The organism is Dawidia soli, from assembly GCF_018598185.1.
In the GTDB taxonomy this organism is placed as follows: Bacteria; Bacteroidota; Bacteroidia; order Cytophagales; family Cyclobacteriaceae; genus Ohtaekwangia; species Ohtaekwangia soli.
Genome location: NZ_JAHESC010000016.1, coordinates 42,727 through 62,629 on the forward strand (window position 1 = coordinate 42,727; position 19,903 = coordinate 62,629).

13 protein-coding genes and 1 tRNA gene are annotated in these 19,903 nt (G+C 45.3%); 8 read left to right on the forward strand and 6 right to left on the reverse strand.

What is annotated here, in order from left to right; translation table 11 throughout:
• Positions 1-8 precede the first annotated feature (8 nt).
• Together KK078_RS12525 and KK078_RS12530 are read left to right on the forward strand one after the other, a co-directional pair.
• Positions 9-2,375 carry a hypothetical protein gene (locus tag KK078_RS12525; protein WP_254090616.1) on the forward strand — a complete coding sequence of 789 codons (2,367 nt, stop codon included), beginning with the start codon at positions 9-11 and terminating at the stop codon, positions 2,373-2,375.
• 385 nt (positions 2,376-2,760) lie between these two features.
• A complete protein-coding gene (locus KK078_RS12530) occupies positions 2,761-4,455 on the forward strand; it encodes a hypothetical protein (protein WP_254090617.1) in 1,695 nt (564 codons plus the stop codon).
• Between the two features lie 114 nt (positions 4,456-4,569).
• Here KK078_RS12530 and KK078_RS12535 read toward each other — a convergent pair whose 3' ends face one another.
• The gene (locus tag KK078_RS12535; protein ID WP_254090618.1) at positions 4,570-5,469 is read right to left on the reverse strand and encodes an Abi-alpha family protein; all 900 of its coding nucleotides are present in this window, start codon (positions 5,467-5,469) and stop codon (positions 4,570-4,572) included.
• Between the two features lie 869 nt (positions 5,470-6,338).
• Between KK078_RS12535 and KK078_RS12540 the strand changes: the two genes are divergently transcribed.
• The 5 genes from KK078_RS12540 to KK078_RS12560 all read left to right on the forward strand — a co-directional run bounded on the left by KK078_RS12540 (position 6,339) and on the right by KK078_RS12560 (position 12,508).
• Positions 6,339-7,520 carry a caspase family protein gene (locus KK078_RS12540; RefSeq protein ID WP_254090619.1) on the forward strand — a complete coding sequence of 394 codons (1,182 nt, stop codon included), beginning with the start codon at positions 6,339-6,341 and terminating at the stop codon, positions 7,518-7,520.
• A 68-nt stretch (positions 7,521-7,588) separates the two neighbouring features.
• Positions 7,589-8,908 (forward strand): hypothetical protein, encoded by a 1,320-nt coding sequence (locus tag KK078_RS12545; RefSeq protein WP_254090620.1) that lies wholly within the window; start codon positions 7,589-7,591, stop codon positions 8,906-8,908.
• Positions 8,909-8,930: 22 nt separating this feature from the next.
• Positions 8,931-10,001, forward strand: coding sequence for a ComEC/Rec2 family competence protein (locus KK078_RS12550; protein WP_254090621.1), 1,071 nt, complete (start codon positions 8,931-8,933; stop codon positions 9,999-10,001).
• Positions 10,002-10,098: 97 nt separating this feature from the next.
• A complete protein-coding gene (locus tag KK078_RS12555) occupies positions 10,099-11,457 on the forward strand; it encodes a patatin-like phospholipase family protein (protein ID WP_254090622.1) in 1,359 nt (452 codons plus the stop codon).
• On the forward strand, positions 11,441-12,508 hold the full coding sequence (locus tag KK078_RS12560; protein ID WP_254090623.1) for a ComEC/Rec2 family competence protein: 1,068 nt from the start codon (positions 11,441-11,443) through the stop codon (positions 12,506-12,508). Before KK078_RS12555 ends, KK078_RS12560 begins: the two co-directional genes overlap by 17 nt.
• Before the next feature lie 27 nt (positions 12,509-12,535).
• Here KK078_RS12560 and KK078_RS30810 read toward each other — a convergent pair whose 3' ends face one another.
• The 4 genes from KK078_RS30810 to KK078_RS12575 form a co-directional block, all read right to left on the reverse strand.
• Positions 12,536-12,859 (reverse strand): ATP-binding cassette domain-containing protein, encoded by a 324-nt coding sequence (locus KK078_RS30810; protein ID WP_394370562.1) that lies wholly within the window; start codon positions 12,857-12,859, stop codon positions 12,536-12,538.
• 79 nt (positions 12,860-12,938) lie between these two features.
• Entirely contained in the window at positions 12,939-13,733 is a 795-nt protein-coding gene (locus KK078_RS12565; protein ID WP_254090624.1) for a reverse transcriptase family protein, read from the reverse strand.
• 52 nt (positions 13,734-13,785) lie between these two features.
• Positions 13,786-14,076, reverse strand: a complete 291-nt coding sequence (locus KK078_RS12570) for a helix-turn-helix domain-containing protein (RefSeq protein WP_254090625.1) — start codon at positions 14,074-14,076, stop codon at positions 13,786-13,788.
• Between the two features lie 1,268 nt (positions 14,077-15,344).
• Positions 15,345-15,419 (reverse strand) — tRNA-Val (locus KK078_RS12575).
• 202 nt (positions 15,420-15,621) lie between these two features.
• On the opposite strand from KK078_RS12575, the gene KK078_RS12580 reads away from it, so the two are divergent.
• The gene (locus KK078_RS12580) at positions 15,622-17,403 is read left to right on the forward strand and encodes a BamA/TamA family outer membrane protein (RefSeq protein ID WP_254090626.1); all 1,782 of its coding nucleotides are present in this window, start codon (positions 15,622-15,624) and stop codon (positions 17,401-17,403) included.
• Between the two features lie 64 nt (positions 17,404-17,467).
• Here the strand turns inward: KK078_RS12580 and KK078_RS12585 are convergent, their stop codons facing one another.
• The gene (locus KK078_RS12585; RefSeq protein ID WP_254090627.1) at positions 17,468-19,870 is read right to left on the reverse strand and encodes an ABC transporter permease; all 2,403 of its coding nucleotides are present in this window, start codon (positions 19,868-19,870) and stop codon (positions 17,468-17,470) included.
• Positions 19,871-19,903: the final 33 nt, after the last annotated feature.

Genomic DNA, 19,903 nt, shown 5'->3' on the forward strand with positions numbered 1-19,903 from the left:
GAATAAACATGAACAATCATTATATCTACAAGTTTAACTATACAGAAAAGGAGAGCGGGGTAGATACAGTTGTTTCGGCTACAGTGATCTTCTGTGATAGAGATCAAATTAATCAAATAACGTTGGCAGCAGCGATAAAGAAATTTTATGAACACAATGCGCAAAGTGATAAGATCTTTGTCATTGCTAGGATCGGAATGGAAGCAGTTATTACTAAGACGTTCGTTGAGGAACTAGATACCACCTTTAAAGGCATTCCAAAACGTCAAGAAACCCACCTGATTGACAACCTCTTCTTAGCGACATTCAAACAATCAGGAGATCTAAATTTAATCTACCCGGTTTCAAGAAAAATTCCTACAGGCTTTTTAAAGAATTACATAAACGAAGGCTTACAGTCCATCTTTATAAGCCGCGGGGGACTAATATCGTCATCGGGAAGTTCTCATCACTATGTATTTCCTTCAGGGAAGCACTGTGACAAATTTCTAAGAACGGGAAACATATTACTATTCAGTTCAGAAATATACTTCATCGCTTTTTCGCTCCTTAAACATTTCGATTTTAATCAGCACACTCAAATATACTGCGACACATCAACAATAAACAGTATTGCTTTTGCACTAACCGACCTAGTCAACAGATTTCAAAAAGAAGAGAATAGAAAACAGATACCTATCGAAAGCTTTAGTTCATATGATGGATTATATAAAAATGATCTAGGATACAAGAAAAACGCATTTCTCTTGATTTCGGCCTCCACTTCAGCAAACATAATAAACTATATATTAGAGAACCATAGCGAAATCGAACGAAAGAACATCGTTGTTCTATATTATCTTGGCAAAGATAGATCTCTCAATATCGCCGATAAGATTGCCTGTAATCTGACTTTCTCAAAAACCAATCCCAATGGAATAATATCCTACCCGACTTTCAAATCGGAAGATTGCGAGTTCTGCCAAAGAGGCTCTGTACCTGTAGAGGTAAAGGGATATTCATTCTTACTCGAACAACCTAAAATAAATAGGATCCTATTTAATATCAAGGATCCCGATCGAGGGCTTTCTAAATTTGTCGAGCAGTTTAAATCACAAAAGAAGAGCAATACTATTTTAAAGGTCCATTACAAGGAAAACAGCAATGATAAATATGAAATATACATTGACTATTCAGAGATACTAAATGGCGTACAAAATAACCGCTACGAATCATATCGAGCAAAATTAAACGCCTATATTAACCAATACATCCCCAGCAACACAAAATACATAGTTCATCTTGAAGATACCGCATCCAAAGACCTGGCGAATTATATCTTGAGTATTGTAGAAAAAAACTATTTACAAAAAAACAGGCCTAAAAAAATTGCCCAAGACCAATTGAACCAAATTGACAAAGGGAGTGAAGGTGCTGTCGTCGTCGTTGGATCGTGCATCACAAACGGAAAAAATTTGTTATACATAAGTAGAGCGTTAAGAAACTATCATTCGCTTAGAATTATCTACTTTGTGGGTATAACAAGAACAAAGAATAAGGAATTCCTTGACAATCTCAAAAAGAATCTTAAACAAGGAACCTACGGCTCTGAATCTAGCACTTTTATCGAAGTCGAATCCATATTCTGCGAAAACACATCGAAAAAATCCTCATGGAGTATAGAAATTGAATTTTTGAAGGACTTTATTTCCTACCTTAAAAATAACTTCGCCAATAACTCGAAAACGAGCCAACAATATCTATTCGAGCGTAAGAATAAGATTGAAACGGGTGGGGGTAATAAAAGCAGAGGTCTCTCCGAAGATATATTCTATGCGCGAGTGGTTTCTGGAAAGTACCAGCCCTTAAGAATAAGAAAAAACTTTGCGTTTTTTGACTTCTCGAATTATGTCGACGACGTCACCCAATCCGAAATCTATTACACGATATCCAGCATTATAAATAGTCTTAGAACTAGTGATAAAACCGATAGAAATCTTCGACAAACTGCGTATGTTAGAAACATCATTGAACCAGGGAACTTCAATCGATTCAACGACGGAATAATTCAAGCCTCAATCCTTAGAGCTGCTAAATCTGATGAATTGATCTATTCAATAGATGCGGATTTATCCTCGGAAATGCGTGGGATTTTGCAAACAGTTATAAAATATCATAAAGAAGAACAGGGGGAAGCATTACTAGAGTTTTTGTATGCGATCGCGAGTAAAAAAATGTCGTTAAAAAGAGACGATCTTATAACCGTAATCAATACTCTTGAGAATGAATGCACTGATAAAATATTCATCCATTTTGGCGCATTCATTAGAGCAAGAATCATTGAGTCCGAAAACACAAAAAACAAAAGAACAAAAAGAGCTAAAAACACATTTTAGAATGTGTAAAGCTATTATTTCGAGACAATTGATCGGTCAACGTTTTTTTCTTCTTTTTTTCGGAATACGTGTAATTGTAATGGACTCAATAGAGTCAAGCCAGAGATAAACTCCATATCCAACTAATAACGCAAAAGCGTATGGAGAAGGGTGATTAAGTATTGACTCGATGTATTCTTGCATATCCATGATCATCAAAAATTTACAATTCTCAATGTTCCGAACTGGCCATTGAGTTTGATAAATTTCCAATGATTCAACAAGAATCTTAAGGGGCTAGAGAGTTCGGATTCTCCTGCCAGCTTTTGCTTTGATCAGCTTCAATGCACGAATTTAGAAAAATAAAGTATTTTCCAAGTTGACATAGATCTACCTCCAGAGTGTTATGGAATCAGGAATAATTCTCGATGCATCAGCTATCATGCAGCTGATGACAAGCGAGCATATTGAGAATTTTGAAAACGTGGCTATTTCAGAATCACTAATTCTGGACAATCCGCCTTCAATACCGGCACTTATGTTCATCAACTGTGTATTCCACAATTGGTTTGTGCTTGCCAATTACAAACATCCGATTAGTCTCAATTTTATAAACTGTGAATTCAGAAAAGGCGTATTCATTTCAGGTTTAGAAGGACGAAATTCATCCCAGCGATTTCACTTCAAATCCTGTATTGCAGATACGATACGTTTTGATAAGAATTTTATTAGTTCAGGAATTGAATTCATCAATTGTCTATTCCAGACTCTGGAAATTTATGAATCCGAAATACGCGGCGAATTTTCGTGCACTGATAGCGAAGTCAACGAAGTAACATTTAACTTAAGCAAAATCGCAAATGCAACATTTCATGGCATGAAAAAAGTTGAAGAATTCCAAGCATTCACTTGCGAGTTCTTCGATTTGTCCATTCGTTTCAGTAATCTAAAGAAGGTTAGCTTAGTTGATGTATTTTGCTGGAGAATAGGCATATACGGTGCAACCATCGAAAGTCTTTGGTTCTATAATGTTATTGGACTGCAACATCTGATTAGCAGCTCTTTCTCTAAAGGTTGTTTCATTGAAGGTTCTTTAAAAACCGATCGACCTAAACCGGGAGGAGAATTAAGAATAGAGCAATGTGATCTAAGTGGAGGCCTAACTATTAAAGGAGATGCGTTAACATTTTTGAAAGCAACACTTGATTGCGCAAACTTTCTAAACGGTGTGGTTTTATTTGATGGTTGTTCGGTTGACTCCCTAATTTTTAAAGGCACAAATACCAAGGGCGACATCACCTTAACCAATGTCGACCTGAAAGCCCTGGAGTTTTCGGGCTTTATTAACAAAAGTGAATTGACATTTATAAACTGCTCTGTCAGTTATTCACCGCATGGTGAGTTGCAAATATTAGATTCGGATCTAGGTAATGCAAAATTTTTTAATCACGACTTCTCGAGATATAATTTCGTTAAAATCAAGCATTCCCTACTCGAAGAAATTAAATTCGCTTCATGTACTTGGTTTTCATTTGACCAATTACGATCCCATATGAGCAGTGAAAATGTTTTACTAAATACAAATGAACAAGGCAGAGCTAGGAGGGAAGCATTCCGTCAATTAAAACAAGCTTCAGAAAAACAGGGAAATCGAATTCAATCACTAGAATTTCAAGCTCATGAACTGAAAGCTCTTGAGCAGGAGCTTTCATTCACTAGAAAATTCTTATTCGAGGATAGACTAATTCTATTGCTTAGTAAAACGAACCGTTATGGGTTATCTTGGACTGTAGCGTTTTCGTGGGTATTTGGTCTGACGATCGCATTCTACATCCCAATGGCCCTTCTTGCATCAAAAGGAATCTCTTGGCTACCTCCATACAGTATTACGGCGGCATTTAAGAGCCTATGCAGCGTACTTTGGGATCATATTGGCATCTTTCTTCAAATGTTTAATCCAGCGCATAGTCCAACCTCACTGCTGGATAACAAAACAAATCTTTCGCCTTGGTATTTTCTACTTGACGGAATACATAGGATCGTTGCCGCCTTTCTGATCGTTCAACTAGTCTCTGCGTTTAGAAAATACGTAAAGTCATAGTGAACTTGGAGGTAAAAGCAAGGTTGTTTGTTGCTGGCTTCCTCCCTTAGTAGTATCAAATCGGGGACTTTCTCCATTAAGTTTAGACAAAGCCCTGCTATCAAATTTATACATCTATTCTTCCTTTTTTTTTGAATTTTTCCTTTCCGTACATGCCTTAATAAATAATTCACCAAGTTCCGTCAGAATATGCTGTTCATACCCGGTTGTGATTTCAACTTCCGCGTCCTCGAGACGAATATATTCGCTATAAGGCGCGATACGAATTTCATGCGGCTTAACATAACCATAAGTTTTCTCAATATATCGGATTAAACCTAGGCGAACAAGATTTGCTAGCTCATATTCTTTCATATCTCCGTTAAGTGGCTCCGGAACTTGCATAGCTAGAAGTATATTCACTTTTTTGTCTTTTAAAGCTTTCAGCTCCTTATTGAGGCGCCATCTATTCTGGTGTACCGAAGACTCATAAATTTCATTTTGAATATCAGCTTTTTCTTTACCCTCTCCATCAGTAATGCGTTTAAGGATATCTTCCTTCCGAAGGAACTCAGTTCTATTAAATTCCTCAAGTTCTTCGGCATAAATCGCCTTTCTTTTATCTATTGAGTCCATTGTAGATTCTAAAACTAAAAATTCATTGGTGGAAATTTGACTTAGAATGTATGGGAAAACGTGATTCTCTATATTCTGCGCGGAATCAACCATATTAGTAAGTAGTATCGCCCATTTGTCCTGCAATAATTCCTCTTCCTCGAGGCCTGCATATTCGAGTAGTGGCGTTACCACTTTCAATGAGATTTTTTTTGGATTGATTGAGTTCTTTTCGCAATAAGCATTTGCCTTGTTGAGCATTTGAATTTGATTCTTAAATCTCCACATCCGCACTTTATCTTGCCACAACAAACCTACTTCTTCTACGGACGGACTGATTAATTTACCCAGAAAACTCTTAGCGAGATCCAGGCTTTTTTCGCCGATTGACGACGTCAGATCAAATTTAATTTCACTCATAGAATAGGTATTTATAGGTCAATTTTTCTTTTCGAAGAATGTAATGAATATATAAAAATATCACCGGATCCTATTGTCCGAGGCAGAGACATCGGCATCCGCCGGCCAAACACCTGTTTCAATCAAATGCATGCGATCATTGTGGGAAAATTCTTTGATGCATAATCCATTTGTTAACCTTTTCCGAAATTCTATTTGAATCTTGATCCGGGTAGTATGCATTTATATATTCTAAAAATTTTTCTTTCGTATCCGTTGCGCTCCACTCCATTATGGTCATATTAAGCAATGGCCATCTCTTGATTTTCTGCATAAAGCCATATAGCGGCAGATACGGTGGAGCATAATAGAAAGAATTTTCAATGAGTTCAGTATAGAACGCCTTATCAAATGCCCTTTTCATATCGCGAACAACATCAAAAGTAACTCGAAGTCTAGCCCCTTCGCACAAGAGCAGCTAGCCGAAGTGCTGAACCTGATTCGAAGCGGTGACACCGCGGAGCATGGCATGGGCTATATCAATCCGGCCGTTTATGAAAATTCTAAAAGTATTTTGTTGGCGGGATTGGATTCTGCGAGCAGTGAATACAATAAGATTCAAGGTGTAAATACATCTTCTATTTTCGACGACAGCATTGTGAAACGGATTCCAATGAAAGAAAGGACTTTTTAGGGCCTGCAAGTGTTTGCTGGCGAGGTTTTTGAAATGCCTGTATGTTCGAATGGCGCAAACGTGAATGAAGTGCACCTGGAAAAGAATCCTGAAACGGAAGATTTTCTCCCTTGCCAGACCCAGGGATATTGGCAATTCCTGATTTTTTTTCTAATTTTAATCAGAGCCCGTCTTCACCGATTGTAAAAATGGGTGTGTGACGGGCTTTACTTATGTTATCGACTTTTGTCAGTATATATCGAACCTAAATTCAATGCTCATTTTTGACCAGGTTGACCCCTCAAAAGCACAGCTCCACGTGCTGATCATTGGCGTTGGCGTGTATCCGTTTCTATCGGGTGGAACGTCGCAGAAGAATCAGATTGGTGCACTCAATCAGATTGGGCAACTTACATCCACGGTTCATTCGGCTGAAAAGTTTCGTGAAACGGTGTTAGCGCTCCAGGCAACCAATAGCTGGGCACGGCCGTTGGGGAGTGTTGAAATGCTCGTCTCTGCATTGCCGGGAACACCCCAGAAATATACTGCACCAACCCGTGATAACGTGGAGGAGGCTTATAATGCCTGGAGTGATAGGTGCGGTAGTCAAAAAGAGAATATCGCTATCTTTTATTTTGCGGGGCATGGCTTTGCAAAAAGGCAGCACCATCTTCTCTTGGAAGATTTTGGAGAGAATACCAGGCTTCCCTGTAAAGGAAGCTTCGAGTTCAACGACACACGGCAGGCGTTTAGTGCGAATCCGGCACAAACGCAGCTTTTCTTCATCGACGCCTGTCGCAAGGTAGACAGAACGCTGATTGACTACGAGATGACGTCTTCCGCGCTCGACACGATAAAGAACAATTCGGTTGGGTGTGCCTATGATCTGACAATCCGGGCGGCAACGCACAACGAAGCTACGTATGGAGAAAGAAATGGTCTGGCCCATTTTACAAAAGCGCTGGTGCTGGCGTTAACCGGACAGGCTTCCGTTCCGATAAAAGGAAAGTGGACCGTAGACATGAATTCCATTGCGACCAATATCAATAAAATTCTTGACCACATAGAAGTCTCCAAGCGTTCGGAGAAGGGCTGCCAGGTGTATATGAATAGGTCTACCCCCCTCATTACACTGGCGTCTGCTCCCGAAGCGCTGCTGCAGGTAGTATGTGATCCCGGTGCGGCGCATGAGATTGCCGAACTTCATTGTCTTACAGACGAGGGCGAACCGTTTACCTACCGGCAGCAACCGTCGCCAGATCCGTGGATGGTAAAGCTGCCTTGCGGGCATTATCGCCTCCGAGCCGATTTTAAAACACCGGGGTACAGCCATAAGGCACAACCCACGTTAGTCCTGCCGCCTGTAACGGAAGAAAACTTATCCTGTAGCCAACCATGATTCGCATTATAATTTCAATCACGTCGTCAAATTGGGATTCATCCAGAATCTATAAACATGTGTCGGTGATGGACTCCGAATTGAATACTGTTTATTCACGGTGGTTTGATGGAACCGATCATCAGATCGAGCTTGAGAATGGAGGGCTATATTCAATAGAGTTGACGTTGCCGTCGGGCAAAATTTTTAGGCGAACATCAATGTTTGACAATCACTCGACTCCGGTAGTTCAATTTAATATTGCATTGGAAAGCCCGGATAAAGCCTCGGAATGGGCGTACTTTTCCAGGAAGCTGGCAAAACCGGTTGATCAATATGTAGAAGCATTTTCAACGCGTTCCATACTACATGTCAGTCTTGTTCATGATTGGAGGGCGGCGGGTAGATCAGATCAAGGGCTATATTCGGAGCCAACCGGGAAATTGGACTGGGGATTAAACTGGGCGGGAACCGATCCCGTCAACTCCAACGTTCTTTCCGTTGAGACCGTCATCCTGGAGCGAAGTTTTCAACAGAGTCCCTATAATTTTAATGTCAACACAGTTGACGGGAATGCGATTTTGCAACTCAGTGGTCCTGCGGTTGATCTAAAGATTGTTCATCTGCCGCCCCGTAGTAGTGTAAAGTGCCTAATTAAAAGATCGGATAGGCCGGTAGCAGAAGACCACCCCTACGATGTTACGATTGCCACGGACAACCAGTCCGCCGATATCATACTACAACTAATGTCAAGGAATGATATCAATGAAGCCGAAGCGTTGATCGGTTATCCTCAGATAGCAGAGGATTTGTTATACAACAAAGTAGAAGATCCCACGAGTGCGGCTGTGGGGGGGTACTTTTTGTTAAGAATTGGTGATCTCGAAAAACTGCATAACTGGCCAACGAACCTGGCGAACTGGTTTCCCTGGTTTCCCGATGGCTGTATTATCGCGGCGTGGCAGATTCTGAAAGAGGCTGCAAAAAGAAATGTTGCGCCCGATTTGAATGCTGTCGCTGATCTGCTGTTTCGTTCAACGGATCGGGGACGACCGGTGTATTCCGAGGGGATTAAACTATTGTATGAAGGATTTCGGCTACTTTCGTACAATACCGGCCAGTTGTCCGAAGTGAACAATTACTTACTATCAAACAAGGCAGGCCTGGTGAATCAATTGTATGCTGATGTTGACGTTTCAAGCCCCTATCTGACAATCGTACGGTCGGTTGACCCGATAAACCTAGATTCTCCGTTCGCGTCGTTAGCATCCGGAACTTCCTCGCTCACCACTGGCGCGCGCGTTGCACGACAGACAAATCTATGGACTCCGCACGACGGCTTGACGACAAACATGAGCGCAGCTAAAAAGATTAACATAAAGCCGAAAGAGTTGGGCGCATCCGGATAACACATAGTGGGTATAACGATTGATGAAAATGCTAACGATTACAGTTCTTCCCGCACGATACGGTGATAGCATTCTGATCGAATATGAAAAATCCCCCGGTACAGCGGGGCGTATTCTTATCGACGGCGGGACGAGCGGCACACGAGCCGATATAGTGAAACAGGTTACGCACAATGCTGTCAGGCATATCGAGCTGTGCATCGTCACGCACATCGATCGCGACCATATAGAAGGAATATTGAGTTTACTGGAGGCGCCGACACAAAGTTTTTCAATCGGCGAAATTTGGTTTAACGGATATAAGCACCTGATCGACGATCCGAATTTTGAAGTCTTAGGTGCAGTGCAGGGAGAGCGGCTTACCGCTGCCATTTTAGCAAATCGTATTGCCTGGAATCAGTCCTTCGACGGAGGACCAGCCGCGATCGCTGACCAGTTGCGTCTGCCAGTGATGCTATTGCCCGGCGATATGAAGATTACCTTGCTTTCTCCTACACAGGATCAACTGGTCGGATTGATCGGGAGTTGGGAGACCGAAGTTATCGAAGCCGGTCTGATACCCGGTTACGGTTACCTGGCAGAGCCCGAGGAGGATGACGATACTGAAATGTTTGGGTCTGATACGATCGATATAGAGGCATTGGCGCTGGAAAAGTTTGAGGAAGACGATTCCCTCTCCAACGGCAGTTCTATTGCTTTCCTGCTGGAATACCGGGGAAAAAAGATGTTATTTACGGGAGATGCGCACCCGTCGCAAATAATGAAGTCGCTCGATACACTGTACGGACAGAATGACGTGGTGATTGATTTTTGGAAGATTTCGCATCACGGCGGGAAAGGCAATACGGGCCCCGAGCTGGTAAAACGAATCACATGCTCCCAGTACATTTTCTCTACAAGTGGAATAAAGTTTCCGCACCCTTCACGGGAGACGATCGCGTGGATACTAAAATACAAGCGCGGCCATGCTACGTTATACTTTAATTATAGATCGGACTATAACAAAGTCTGGGACGATGCAGACTTAAAAAGTGAGTATGATTATGAAACTGTTTATCCGGCACATACTCCCGGTATCAAAATTGAAGTTTAATGATACATGGCTTGTGTATGATAACTCCTATCGTTCTATCCCATCCAGGGAGATATAACGCTGAGATTTTTTATTTCTAACCTGTAACAACGTTACCATGTTCCAAAACAAGAGAATAGGGCTTGCCCTCTCCGGTGGCGGCTATCGTGCCGCTGCATTTCACCTGGGCGTGCTCCAAAAACTGCATGAGCTGAAAGTACTCCCCAACGTGGATGTGCTGTCGACGATTTCCGGCGGCTCGATCACGGGGGCCTACTACTGCCTGGCGAAGAAAGACTATAAAACGTTCGAAACCGAGATGATTCAGCGGCTGTCGACGCAAAGCGTCATCAGGCGGGTCATTTTCTCGTGGGTTTTTATTCGTTCTGTCTTACTGGTTCTTTTCTTTCTGGCGGCGGCCGGCTATCTGCTGTACACGCCGTATCCCTGGCTGTCTTTTGTGGCCCTTAGTATCTTTTTATGGGTCTCGATGAAATTTCAGTTTCAGATCTTTCCGGCCAGCAAGGCGGTAGAGGATGCATACAAAAAGATATTTTACGAGGGGAAAACGCTGAAAGACCTTGACGACAAAATGCCGGTCATCGCCATGGGCTCTTCCAATATTCAAACCGGCCGGCCATTTACCTTTGCGAAGAAAAAAATGGGAGATACTTCCTATACGTACGCGAAAGGTCAACGGACGGAGGTATTTTTACCGGGCGATTTTCCCATAGCCCGCGCGGTAACCGCTTCCTCGTGTGTTCCGTTTGCCTTTAGCCCCGTTACGATCGCCCCCGAGTTTATCATCGGGGACCACAAAGTCGATCCGCAGCTTATCGATGGCGGTGTATACGACAATCAGGGCGCGCACAAGCTGACACACCCCGAAAGCGAATATGCCTGCGACCTGATTATTGTAAGCGATGCCGGCAACAGGATGTTTCAGCATACGTATAAAAATACAATTGCCCTGTTGGTGCGCACCGTAGATGTTTTTATGGCCCGGATCAAGAATTTTCAGATGACGAAGAATTTATACAGCCAGGGTGCCCAGCGTCCTTTTCATATAGCCTACCTGGGGTTGAGCTGGGATCTTACGCGCTCGATTCAAGGATTTATCAATGCCATGGTGGAAAACAATGTGCCCACGGCAACCCTCGATGCGCACGCGCTTAAATCGGAGTGGCGTGCAAATCCCGAAGACCACAGGAAGGATATCGACGCCCATCTTAGTAGTCGGGTTAAATTTAAGGAAATAATGGCCAGGAACCTTACCCAAGATAATATGAAAATTGCGCAATCTGTGTCGACCAATTTGACGGCGTTGTCGGACGAGCAGATCGAGTGCCTGATGACCCACGCAGCCAACATGGCTGAAATTCAGATCCGGTTGTACCTGCCCGAGTTGATTGTCGGGGAGACCGGCGAAGCACCAGCAGGTGAAAATCTAAATTCAGATCATGGCACTGGAAATTGAAATCAAGGTGCTGAATGTAGGAGATGGCGATGCGATCATCGTCTATCTCCACGATGCACAGCGGCAATTCGTTATGCTCATTGACGGAGGCGAGCGGAAGTACCTTGCTGACCTCTTGGTGGAGCTGGAAGTGGTTTTAACACAGGCGGGAAAAAATGCGCCAGACCTGGTGATTTGTACCCATTTTGATTCGGACCATATCCGGGGTGTAGCGGCAGTGGTTGAACACTACCACACGATCGGCCGTGACGTAGGAGAGGTGTGGATCCATGCTCCAGGGCGATCGTTGGTCAAAGAAGCTGCGAGCCTTCTGGAAGCAAGAAACCGCCTGCGGGCGGTGGAGGAAAGCCGTGGTTCTGGCGCCGTTCGGCTTGCGAGGTTAGGTGACACCTTATTGACTGACGGATACGATGCCCGTCATGACCTGTTACTCGAGAGCCTTAACGAAATGTGCAACCTTGTTGAGTTTATGAATGAGAAATTGATTCACTGGTATCGGCCCTTTCCCGGAATCAAAATTCCGGGATTTCCGGAGATCGAGGTGTTGGGACCGTCCCGGGATTATTTTGAAGAAAACTCGCCTTTCCCGAACGATGTGAAAGAAATGCTGAATCATGAGTATTCCGCCAAGAACTCAGAGCTTCAGATCATCAATGAGAACCACCAGTTGAACCGGGACGAAGAGAATCCGTGCGACCTCCTGGATGCTGCGTCAAAACGGGGATTGTCAAAGGCAAATTTGACCAGTGTAATTTTGCTCATCGATATCGAGGGGGAGAAATATCTCTTCACGGCAGATGCGGGTGTCAAGTCTTTTGAATCGCTGGACGAGCCTGAGAAAATCGAGAACCTCCATTGGCTGAAGGTACCGCACCACGGGAGTATAAAAAATCTAACCAGCGAATTGATCGAACGGATGTCGCCCCGGTACGCGTACATCAGCGGAGACGGATACATCAGTGATCACGTGGTGGGCTGTCTGGAAGCCCATGGCGCGGAGGTTAGGACCACCCGGGATGAAGGGCTACTTCGCTGGCCGCTGGAAGACTGACCAGAAGTACGACATCTGGTTTGGGGCTTAGCGCCGCCTCGGAGCGGAACTCGCGATAGTCCCGATCCTATCGGGGGCCCCGGGACCGTTCGTGCAACAAGCAAGGAGTCTCTGACTCCGTTTGAAGGAAATGTGCACTTGTGGGATGCATTCAGGGCTTGCGAAGGTTGGCTTCGTTAATACATTTTGATAATTGAAAGTTTGAAGCTGAGACATCGAATGATATGTATAGTCCTTTCCGGATTGGCCGCCAATTTTACCATATGCATTATTATGATATAAGATGCCATCAAGAACGCTACTTTTGCCACAACCATTTGGACCGACTAAAGCAACGAGGGATGCATGCAGGGAATCTAATTAATTAACTACGAAATGTCACACAAGCCCCTAGTAACGCTGATCTTCTCTTTATAAAGAATGAAACGGATTATTGCGGATTGGCTTTAATCCCGTGCTTCATGTTTTTGTTTGTATTTCGGACATTATTCATATATAAGTTGAAGCCGTTGTGCTCAACCGTCACCTTGGCTTTTTCCTTAATTTCCGCAGGAACATCAATATAGTTATTCTGAATAGATATACCGGTAACAGTCTGTTTATTCCCGTAATCAGTTTTCCGATAGCTAATTCTGTGACCGTTAGCCGATATAGTCCGAAGAAGTTCATTCAACTCCGTCCGAAAGTCATGGGGCGCGGAGAAGGTAAGATCATCTACAAATCTGGTATACGTAATCCCTTTTGCCTGGCAGATAGAAAGCAATTTCTGGTCAATTTCAAGAAAGCAAAAGTTTGCGAGAGCCGGGCTCGTAGGAGTTCCTTGAGGTAATTTTCCCTTATGCGTCGTAAGTCTGGTAAGCCAACTGGCGACATGATTCGTATATCCAAGGGACAAAAAAAAGGAATATACAGAGTCTGAATACACATTTGGGAAGAAGTCCATTAGGTCAGTAACAAATCTGTACTTTTTCCCCTGATGAATTTTAGCATTTGAAATATTGCTTTTTCCTTTGACAGCACCCTGCATGTGTCCTGGAACAGGCATGGTATCCAATACGTATTTTTTTATATTACGTTGGATTTTTTTCAAAACCTCTGTACTCGGTGTTATCACTCTTTTTTTGGGAGTGCCATCACTGTACTTTTTGACATTACCGAACTTGTCCCTTTTAAGCGACTCATATTGATAGTAATAGGCGTCGATGTTTTCGATGATGTCTTTCAAGGTCTCTCTATTGCATCGCAACAGAGAAGAAAGATACTTAAACTGCCGGGCTCTAAACAGCAAAGAATCCAAGGATCAGTGATTTGATTGATGGTTCAAGTAAAGAAAAAGCTTCACGTTTTTCAGGTGCTACATCACCCTCTTCTATTGATAGATAAAAAAGAATTGGCAGAGGCACTTTCAACACACTACTAATCTTCTTCAATACTGAGATCGTCGGCTCTTTTTGATTATTCTCAATTTGAGAGAGATATGTCTGAGTGATTTCACACTCTCTCGCAAAATCTTCTTGCGTAAGTGATTTACTTTTTCGCAAGCTTTGAATTTGTTTGCCAAGGTCCATAAGCTAGCTTCGTTTAATTAAAAAAAGAGAAAGTGTTCGAATGTCTGCGCTGTAATGTCTTACATCAACCCATCAAAAAAATTGCGAATGTCGTCGTGGAAGAATCTGGCGAGTTGTCCGATGGCTTTCGCAATCATTATTGTTTGCGTTTGCCTCGAATCTTCCAGCTTTACTTCTTCAAGTAGATCGACGACATCTCTCAAAAGTTTAATGTCATCATTCGAAAGAGAACACCGGTTCGTTGTGATAGACTTGATTCCTTGAATCAGTCGATCAATGTTTTGATCTTTATTGTACATATTAGTTACAGGGATTATCCCTTGCTCCAATAGACTCCCTAACTAAAAGTGTAAGCGATGTTCTCGTGCACTTTCCTTTTACTTGCTCCATTAATATCCTTAATCATCACATTATGGTCCGCATACTGGTACACCTAGTGTACAGGTGATATGTCAGAGTGTGAAGAATTGAGGTGACCTAGTCAAGCTTTTCGTGCCATGACCAGGTCGAGAGACGCCACGCTCACGTTGTCACATTAGAGCGGGCAAAGAACCCATAAGGGTTGCCAATGCTTATAAGGGCAGAGGCTGTAAGGTCAACTCCTATTAGCTTCGGGGATCAAAACAGCATTTCAATGAACTTCTGATGTAAATATACGGACAATATTACTATTGGTTAATATTTTAACAGATAAAAAATACAATTAACTGATTATCAGATTATTAATTTTAACCAAATTTCTGACAGAACTATTTCCGGCTCGTATACTGAGATTACTAACACGAAAATGGATAGTAGGTGTCTGGTAGTCAAAAGTTCGCCATGATGTTTATGCAGTGGCCTCCGGGTGTGCCAGCGAGTCTTGTGTCTGATGTGTTTCGGTTGCACATCACAGTACGGCTCTGAATCAACGTACGGATACATCCATTCGTAATTTCGACCTTGAAGGTTTATCAGAAACGAAGCAGCACCATATTGGAAGTTGAAAAGAAACGTATCGTCGTCAACCTTTTAGAACGGAGGTGAATTTCTTTCCATCCAAGTTCATATTTATCGTGAAAAACCGATATAGACTTGAAGTCGGTTTGCAAGCGCTGCATGCGACTCGATCTGTTATAGGCGAACTAAGGTTCGAACTAAAAATCAGGTCAACAACACAGGATTAGAACCATTGAAGGCGGTGAATGCCCGCAAAATCAAGTAAATGCCAATAGCTATAAACGAAAAAAGGCAGCAAATAATGGTATTTACTGCCTTTTACCGCTCAGTGGGCAATACTGGATTCGAACCAGTGACCCCTACCTTGTCGAGGTAGTGCTCTAAACCAGCTGAGCTAATTGCCCGGATACGGGGGCGAATCTAAAAATAAATGAGAAGGATGCAAACACTATTGATTGCCAATCTATCCTATATTGTAGAAGAAAGTCCACGTTGCGATGTCATTTTTTGAATCGTGGCCCGATTCCTGTAGCAATAAGCGTGATCTGCAGTCGTTTATGGTTTTTTGTATTGTCTACCGTACATTCTCTCTTACATAGTGTTTCCATGCGCAGAACGGTATTATTTGTGGCAATGGTCCTGGTGTGGACGGGGCTTTCGGCGCAAATAGATTCTGTGAAGACGAAGATCCTGAACAGCCGTGTGTCGAAAGAGGTGAAGAACCGCATCTGGCGAAAGGCACCGAAAGATACGGTCGTCACGGTGAAAAGTGAGGCGGCCTTCATGCCCTACCGGGACAAATTCATCCGCCGGATCTACATCCGCCAGATCGGTTTTGAGCGGTCGATCTACGACTCGTCCAAACGGATCCGCGACCGCATTACGCGCCTGGCGAACTCCCTCCACTACGATACCCGCGAGAGCGTAATCCGCAACCATTTGTTCATTCGCGAAAAGCGACAGTTGAATCCGTACAAAGTAGCCGACAACGAGCGCTACCTGCGCGACCTCGACTTTATTCTCGACTCGAAGATCTACGTACATCGTGTTCCGGGTCAACCCGATTCGGTCGACCTGGAAGTAGTCACCCGCGACGTCTTCAGCTTAGGCTTTACGGGCTCCATCAAGGGCCTGGACGAATATGTGGTGGGCGTATACGACGCTAACGTCGGTGGGATGGGCCAACGCGTACAGGCCGATCTGGGCATTGAAACGCGGCGTGACCCTGTCGTGGCATGGGACGTGATTTATCGCAAGTCGAGTATCATGGGAACGCTCATTAACGCTTATGCCGGCTATACGCGACTTAACAACTCGCGCAGCCTGGGTGAAGAGTATGAGCATGCCTACTTCTTTCGCCTGGATCGACCGCTGGTATCGCCCTACTCGCGTTTTGCCGGCGGCTTTGAGGCCAGTCAGAACTGGTCCAGGAACGTGTACCACACGTCGGACTCACTCTTTCGAAAGTACCGGTATAATTTCGAAGATGGCTGGGTGGGATACAACCTGGGGGCCAACAGCTTTAACAGCCGTAATCGCCACTTTACAGCCGTACGCTATTTTCGTCAGCACTACTCGCGACAGCCCACACAAGAATGGGACCGTGTGCGCGGCTTATACAACGATCAGCGTTTCCTGCTGGGTTCTTTCACCTTTTACAATCAAAACTTCTATAAGACCAAATATGTCTACGGCTTCGGACGGACGGAAGACGTGCCATACGGACAGACCATCACGCTTACGTCAGGATGGATGGAAGAGCTCGGTGAAAAGCGACTGTATACCGGTGCGTCCGTGTTAAAAAGCTTTGTGCACAGGGGGGGTAACTTTTACCAGGTCGAGGGCGGCTTCGGTACCTTTTATCGCAACAAGAAAGCCGAGGACGCTTTTCTTTCCATCAGCGGACAATATTATAGCAAATTGTTCATTGCAAAAAAGTTTAAGCTGCGCCAGCTTATAGAAGCGGGGTATGCGCGGGCGTTCAACACCCGCATACGCGAGCTCTTGACATTGAACGAAGAGCTCAAGGGTTTCTCGCCCGACAGCCTGTACGGCGCCCAGCGCATCATTCTGCGTACGGAGACCACGTTATTCACCAACTGGGAGTTTGCCGGGTTTCGATGTGCACCCTTTGTCTCGCTCGAGAGCGCGCACCTGCGTGCGCAGTCGCCCGTAGTGTTGCCCAGGAACTTCTTCTGGGGGGCTACGGGCGGCTTTCGCATCCGGAACGAAAACCTGATCTTCGGTACCATCGAGCTTCGCGCCTTTTACTTCCCGGACGCCATCGACGGGGTCGACAATCTTAGTTTCAGGGTCACCACCAACCTGCGGTTGAAATATAGCGGCCGGTTTGTCACGCCGCCGTCGCTGGTGCGCTATAATAACTAAGCCTCCTAAAACCAAAGGCCGGTCTCTGTGAGGAAACCGGCCCAGGCATTTACACTGTTTAGCTTTATTCCGAGCGCAGCGAGTTAACCGGGTTGGCCGTCGCTGCCCGGACCGATCGATATCCTACGGTGACCAATGCAATGAGCAACGTTATGCCGATCGATAGCATAAAGATGTCGGCACCAATATTAATCTTATAGGCATACTCACTCAGGAACTGGTTCATCACCACCCACGCCACCGGCGCCGCCAGCACAAAGCCGATGACGATGAGCCGCACATATTCTTTTGAGAACATCAGCACGATGCTTTCCGCGGAAGCGCCCAGCACTTTGCGAATGCCGATCTCTTTCGTTTTCTGGTTGGCCATAAACGTAGCCAGACCGAAGAGGCCGAGGCAGCCGATGAAGATGGCCATGGACGTAAAGATGGAAAGCATGACCGACATCTTCTTTTCTTCTTCGTAGAACTCGCGGATGTCGTCGTCCAGGAACGTGTAGGAGAAGATCTGCTCGGGATAGGTGGCCTCCCACTTTGTTTTCATCGTTTCGATGATCTCCTGGCTGCGGGCCATGTCGATCTTTAATGCCAGGTCGTTGTATCCCCGCAAGCTGTTAAACAATACCGTGGCGCCCATGGGGTCGTGCAGGGACTGGGTATGAAAGTTCTGTACTACGCCTACGACGGGAAAGGTTTTGCCCCAGATGCGAATGTCGGTACCGATCATGTCGGGCGGATTGCTGAAGCCGGCCAGCCTGGCCGTCTTTTCGTTGACGATATATCCCTGGGCGGTATCGAGGTCTTGTACATTCTGACCGGCCAGCAACGTGAGCTTATACAGGTCGATATAATTGTTATCGATCTGTTTGATCTCCACTTCAAAGGGTTTGTCTGCGCCATCGATCTTCAGGTTAGTACCCTGTACGCTACCCGACGACGGCGGCGCACTTGCCAGGCTGACCAGGGTTACGCCTGGCACGCGGGCCATCTCGTCGCGCAAGGTGCGCATCTTGCTTATACGTTCGCCCTGCCGGGCGTCTTCCCGCTCGGGTATCGGCACGTTGATGATGGCATCTTGCACAAAGCCCAGGTCTTTCTTCTGGTAAAAGTCCATCTGGCGGATGATGATGATCGTGCCGATGATGAACAGCTGCGAGATGCAAAACTGTACCACCACGAGCGTACGCCGCAGCGCATAGCTGGACGAGTTCTTGTTGCCTGCCAGGTTCTTGAGCGCAAAGGCGGGGTTATAGCCGGATACGACAAAGGCCGGATAAAGCCCAGAGCATAACGATACCACGACCGTCACTGTCAATAGGTATGCCCACAGTGAGCCCGCCATGAGATCCAGCGTGAGCGATACATCTAGGAAGATGTTGATATACCCCAGCGCAACCTGCGTGATGACGAGCGACAGGACGACCGCCACGATCGTTACCAGCGACGTCTCGCCCAGGAACTGACCGATCAGCTGCGAGCGAGTGCTGCCGAGTGATTTGCGTACACCTACTTCCTTCGAGCGTTTGATGGCTTCGGCGGTAGACAGGTTTATGAAGTTTATACAGGCTGTAATGATCAGGATGATGCCGATCACGCCCAGGGTGGTGAGCGTGGCCCGCGAAACCGTAGACCGTGAGTATGTGCCAAAGCGTTTGTCGAAGTGCATGTCGGCCACGGGCTGTAAAAAGAACTGCGTCTTATCCGGGTCGTCTTTGCCCAGGTACTTCAGCGAGAAGTCGGGCAGACGCTTGTCGATGGCAGCGGCCTGCTGTTCGTCTTTCACCAGGATATAGCATTGTTGCTCGCTCCAGGTGTTGCCCCAGCCCGGCTCTTCGGTTTTTTTCTTAATGGTGCTATACGATAGAAATAAGTTGAAAGGGAAGTCCGTCGCGGTAGGGGCATCGGCTACCACCGCCGTGATCTTATAGGTTTCCTTGTTGAAGACGATCTCTTCGCCAATGACATCTTCACGCCCGAAATATTTGCGCGCCCAGCCGGCGGTGATGACGGCTTCGTGGGGCTCGTCGAGGCCTTTGACCGGATCACCTTCCCGCACATGCCTGTCAAACGTGCGAAAGAAACCAGGCTCGGTAAACATGATGCCTTTTTCTTCCTGATATTTCTTAGGCTCGCCACTGGCCTGCGGGATGGTGACCATGTCATCCGCGCGATTGGATATAAATACCACTTCCTGCACGTCGGGAAAATCGGTGCGGAAGGCGTCGGGCAATGCCGGCGGCACGCCCTGGCTATAGTCTTGTCCTTCGTTGCCCTGCGACTGGCTCACCACCCGGTAAATGCGATCGCGACGGGGCTGGTCGGCGTCGAAGCTGCTCATGTAGTTTACCATCAGGAACAGGATGAGGCCGCAGGTGATGCCCAGGGTCAACCCCGACAGGTTGATGACCGAGATGCCTGCCTGACGCAGCAGGTTCCGAAAGGCCGTTTTGAAATAATTTTTCAGCATGGTATGCGAAGTTATCCGACGGGGAGATTACCA

What these genes read in the sequence shown, in the direction of transcription:
- KK078_RS12560 (WP_254090623.1), top strand. Translation starts at nt 11,441, where the DNA reads ATGGCACTGGAAATTGAAATCAAGGTGCTGAATGTAGGAGATGGCGAT.
- KK078_RS12525 (WP_254090616.1), top strand. Translation starts at nt 9, where the DNA reads ATGAACAATCATTATATCTACAAGTTTAACTATACAGAAAAGGAGAGC.
- KK078_RS12585 (WP_254090627.1), bottom strand. Translation starts at nt 19,870, where the DNA reads ATGCTGAAAAATTATTTCAAAACGGCCTTTCGGAACCTGCTGCGTCAG.
- KK078_RS12570 (WP_254090625.1), bottom strand. Translation starts at nt 14,076, where the DNA reads ATGGACCTTGGCAAACAAATTCAAAGCTTGCGAAAAAGTAAATCACTT.
- KK078_RS12550 (WP_254090621.1), top strand. Translation starts at nt 8,931, where the DNA reads ATGAAAATGCTAACGATTACAGTTCTTCCCGCACGATACGGTGATAGC.
- KK078_RS12580 (WP_254090626.1), top strand. Translation starts at nt 15,622, where the DNA reads ATGCGCAGAACGGTATTATTTGTGGCAATGGTCCTGGTGTGGACGGGG.
- KK078_RS12530 (WP_254090617.1), top strand. Translation starts at nt 2,761, where the DNA reads ATGGAATCAGGAATAATTCTCGATGCATCAGCTATCATGCAGCTGATG.
- KK078_RS12535 (WP_254090618.1), bottom strand. Translation starts at nt 5,469, where the DNA reads ATGAGTGAAATTAAATTTGATCTGACGTCGTCAATCGGCGAAAAAAGC.
- KK078_RS12545 (WP_254090620.1), top strand. Translation starts at nt 7,589, where the DNA reads ATGGACTCCGAATTGAATACTGTTTATTCACGGTGGTTTGATGGAACC.
- KK078_RS12555 (WP_254090622.1), top strand. Translation starts at nt 10,099, where the DNA reads ATGTTCCAAAACAAGAGAATAGGGCTTGCCCTCTCCGGTGGCGGCTAT.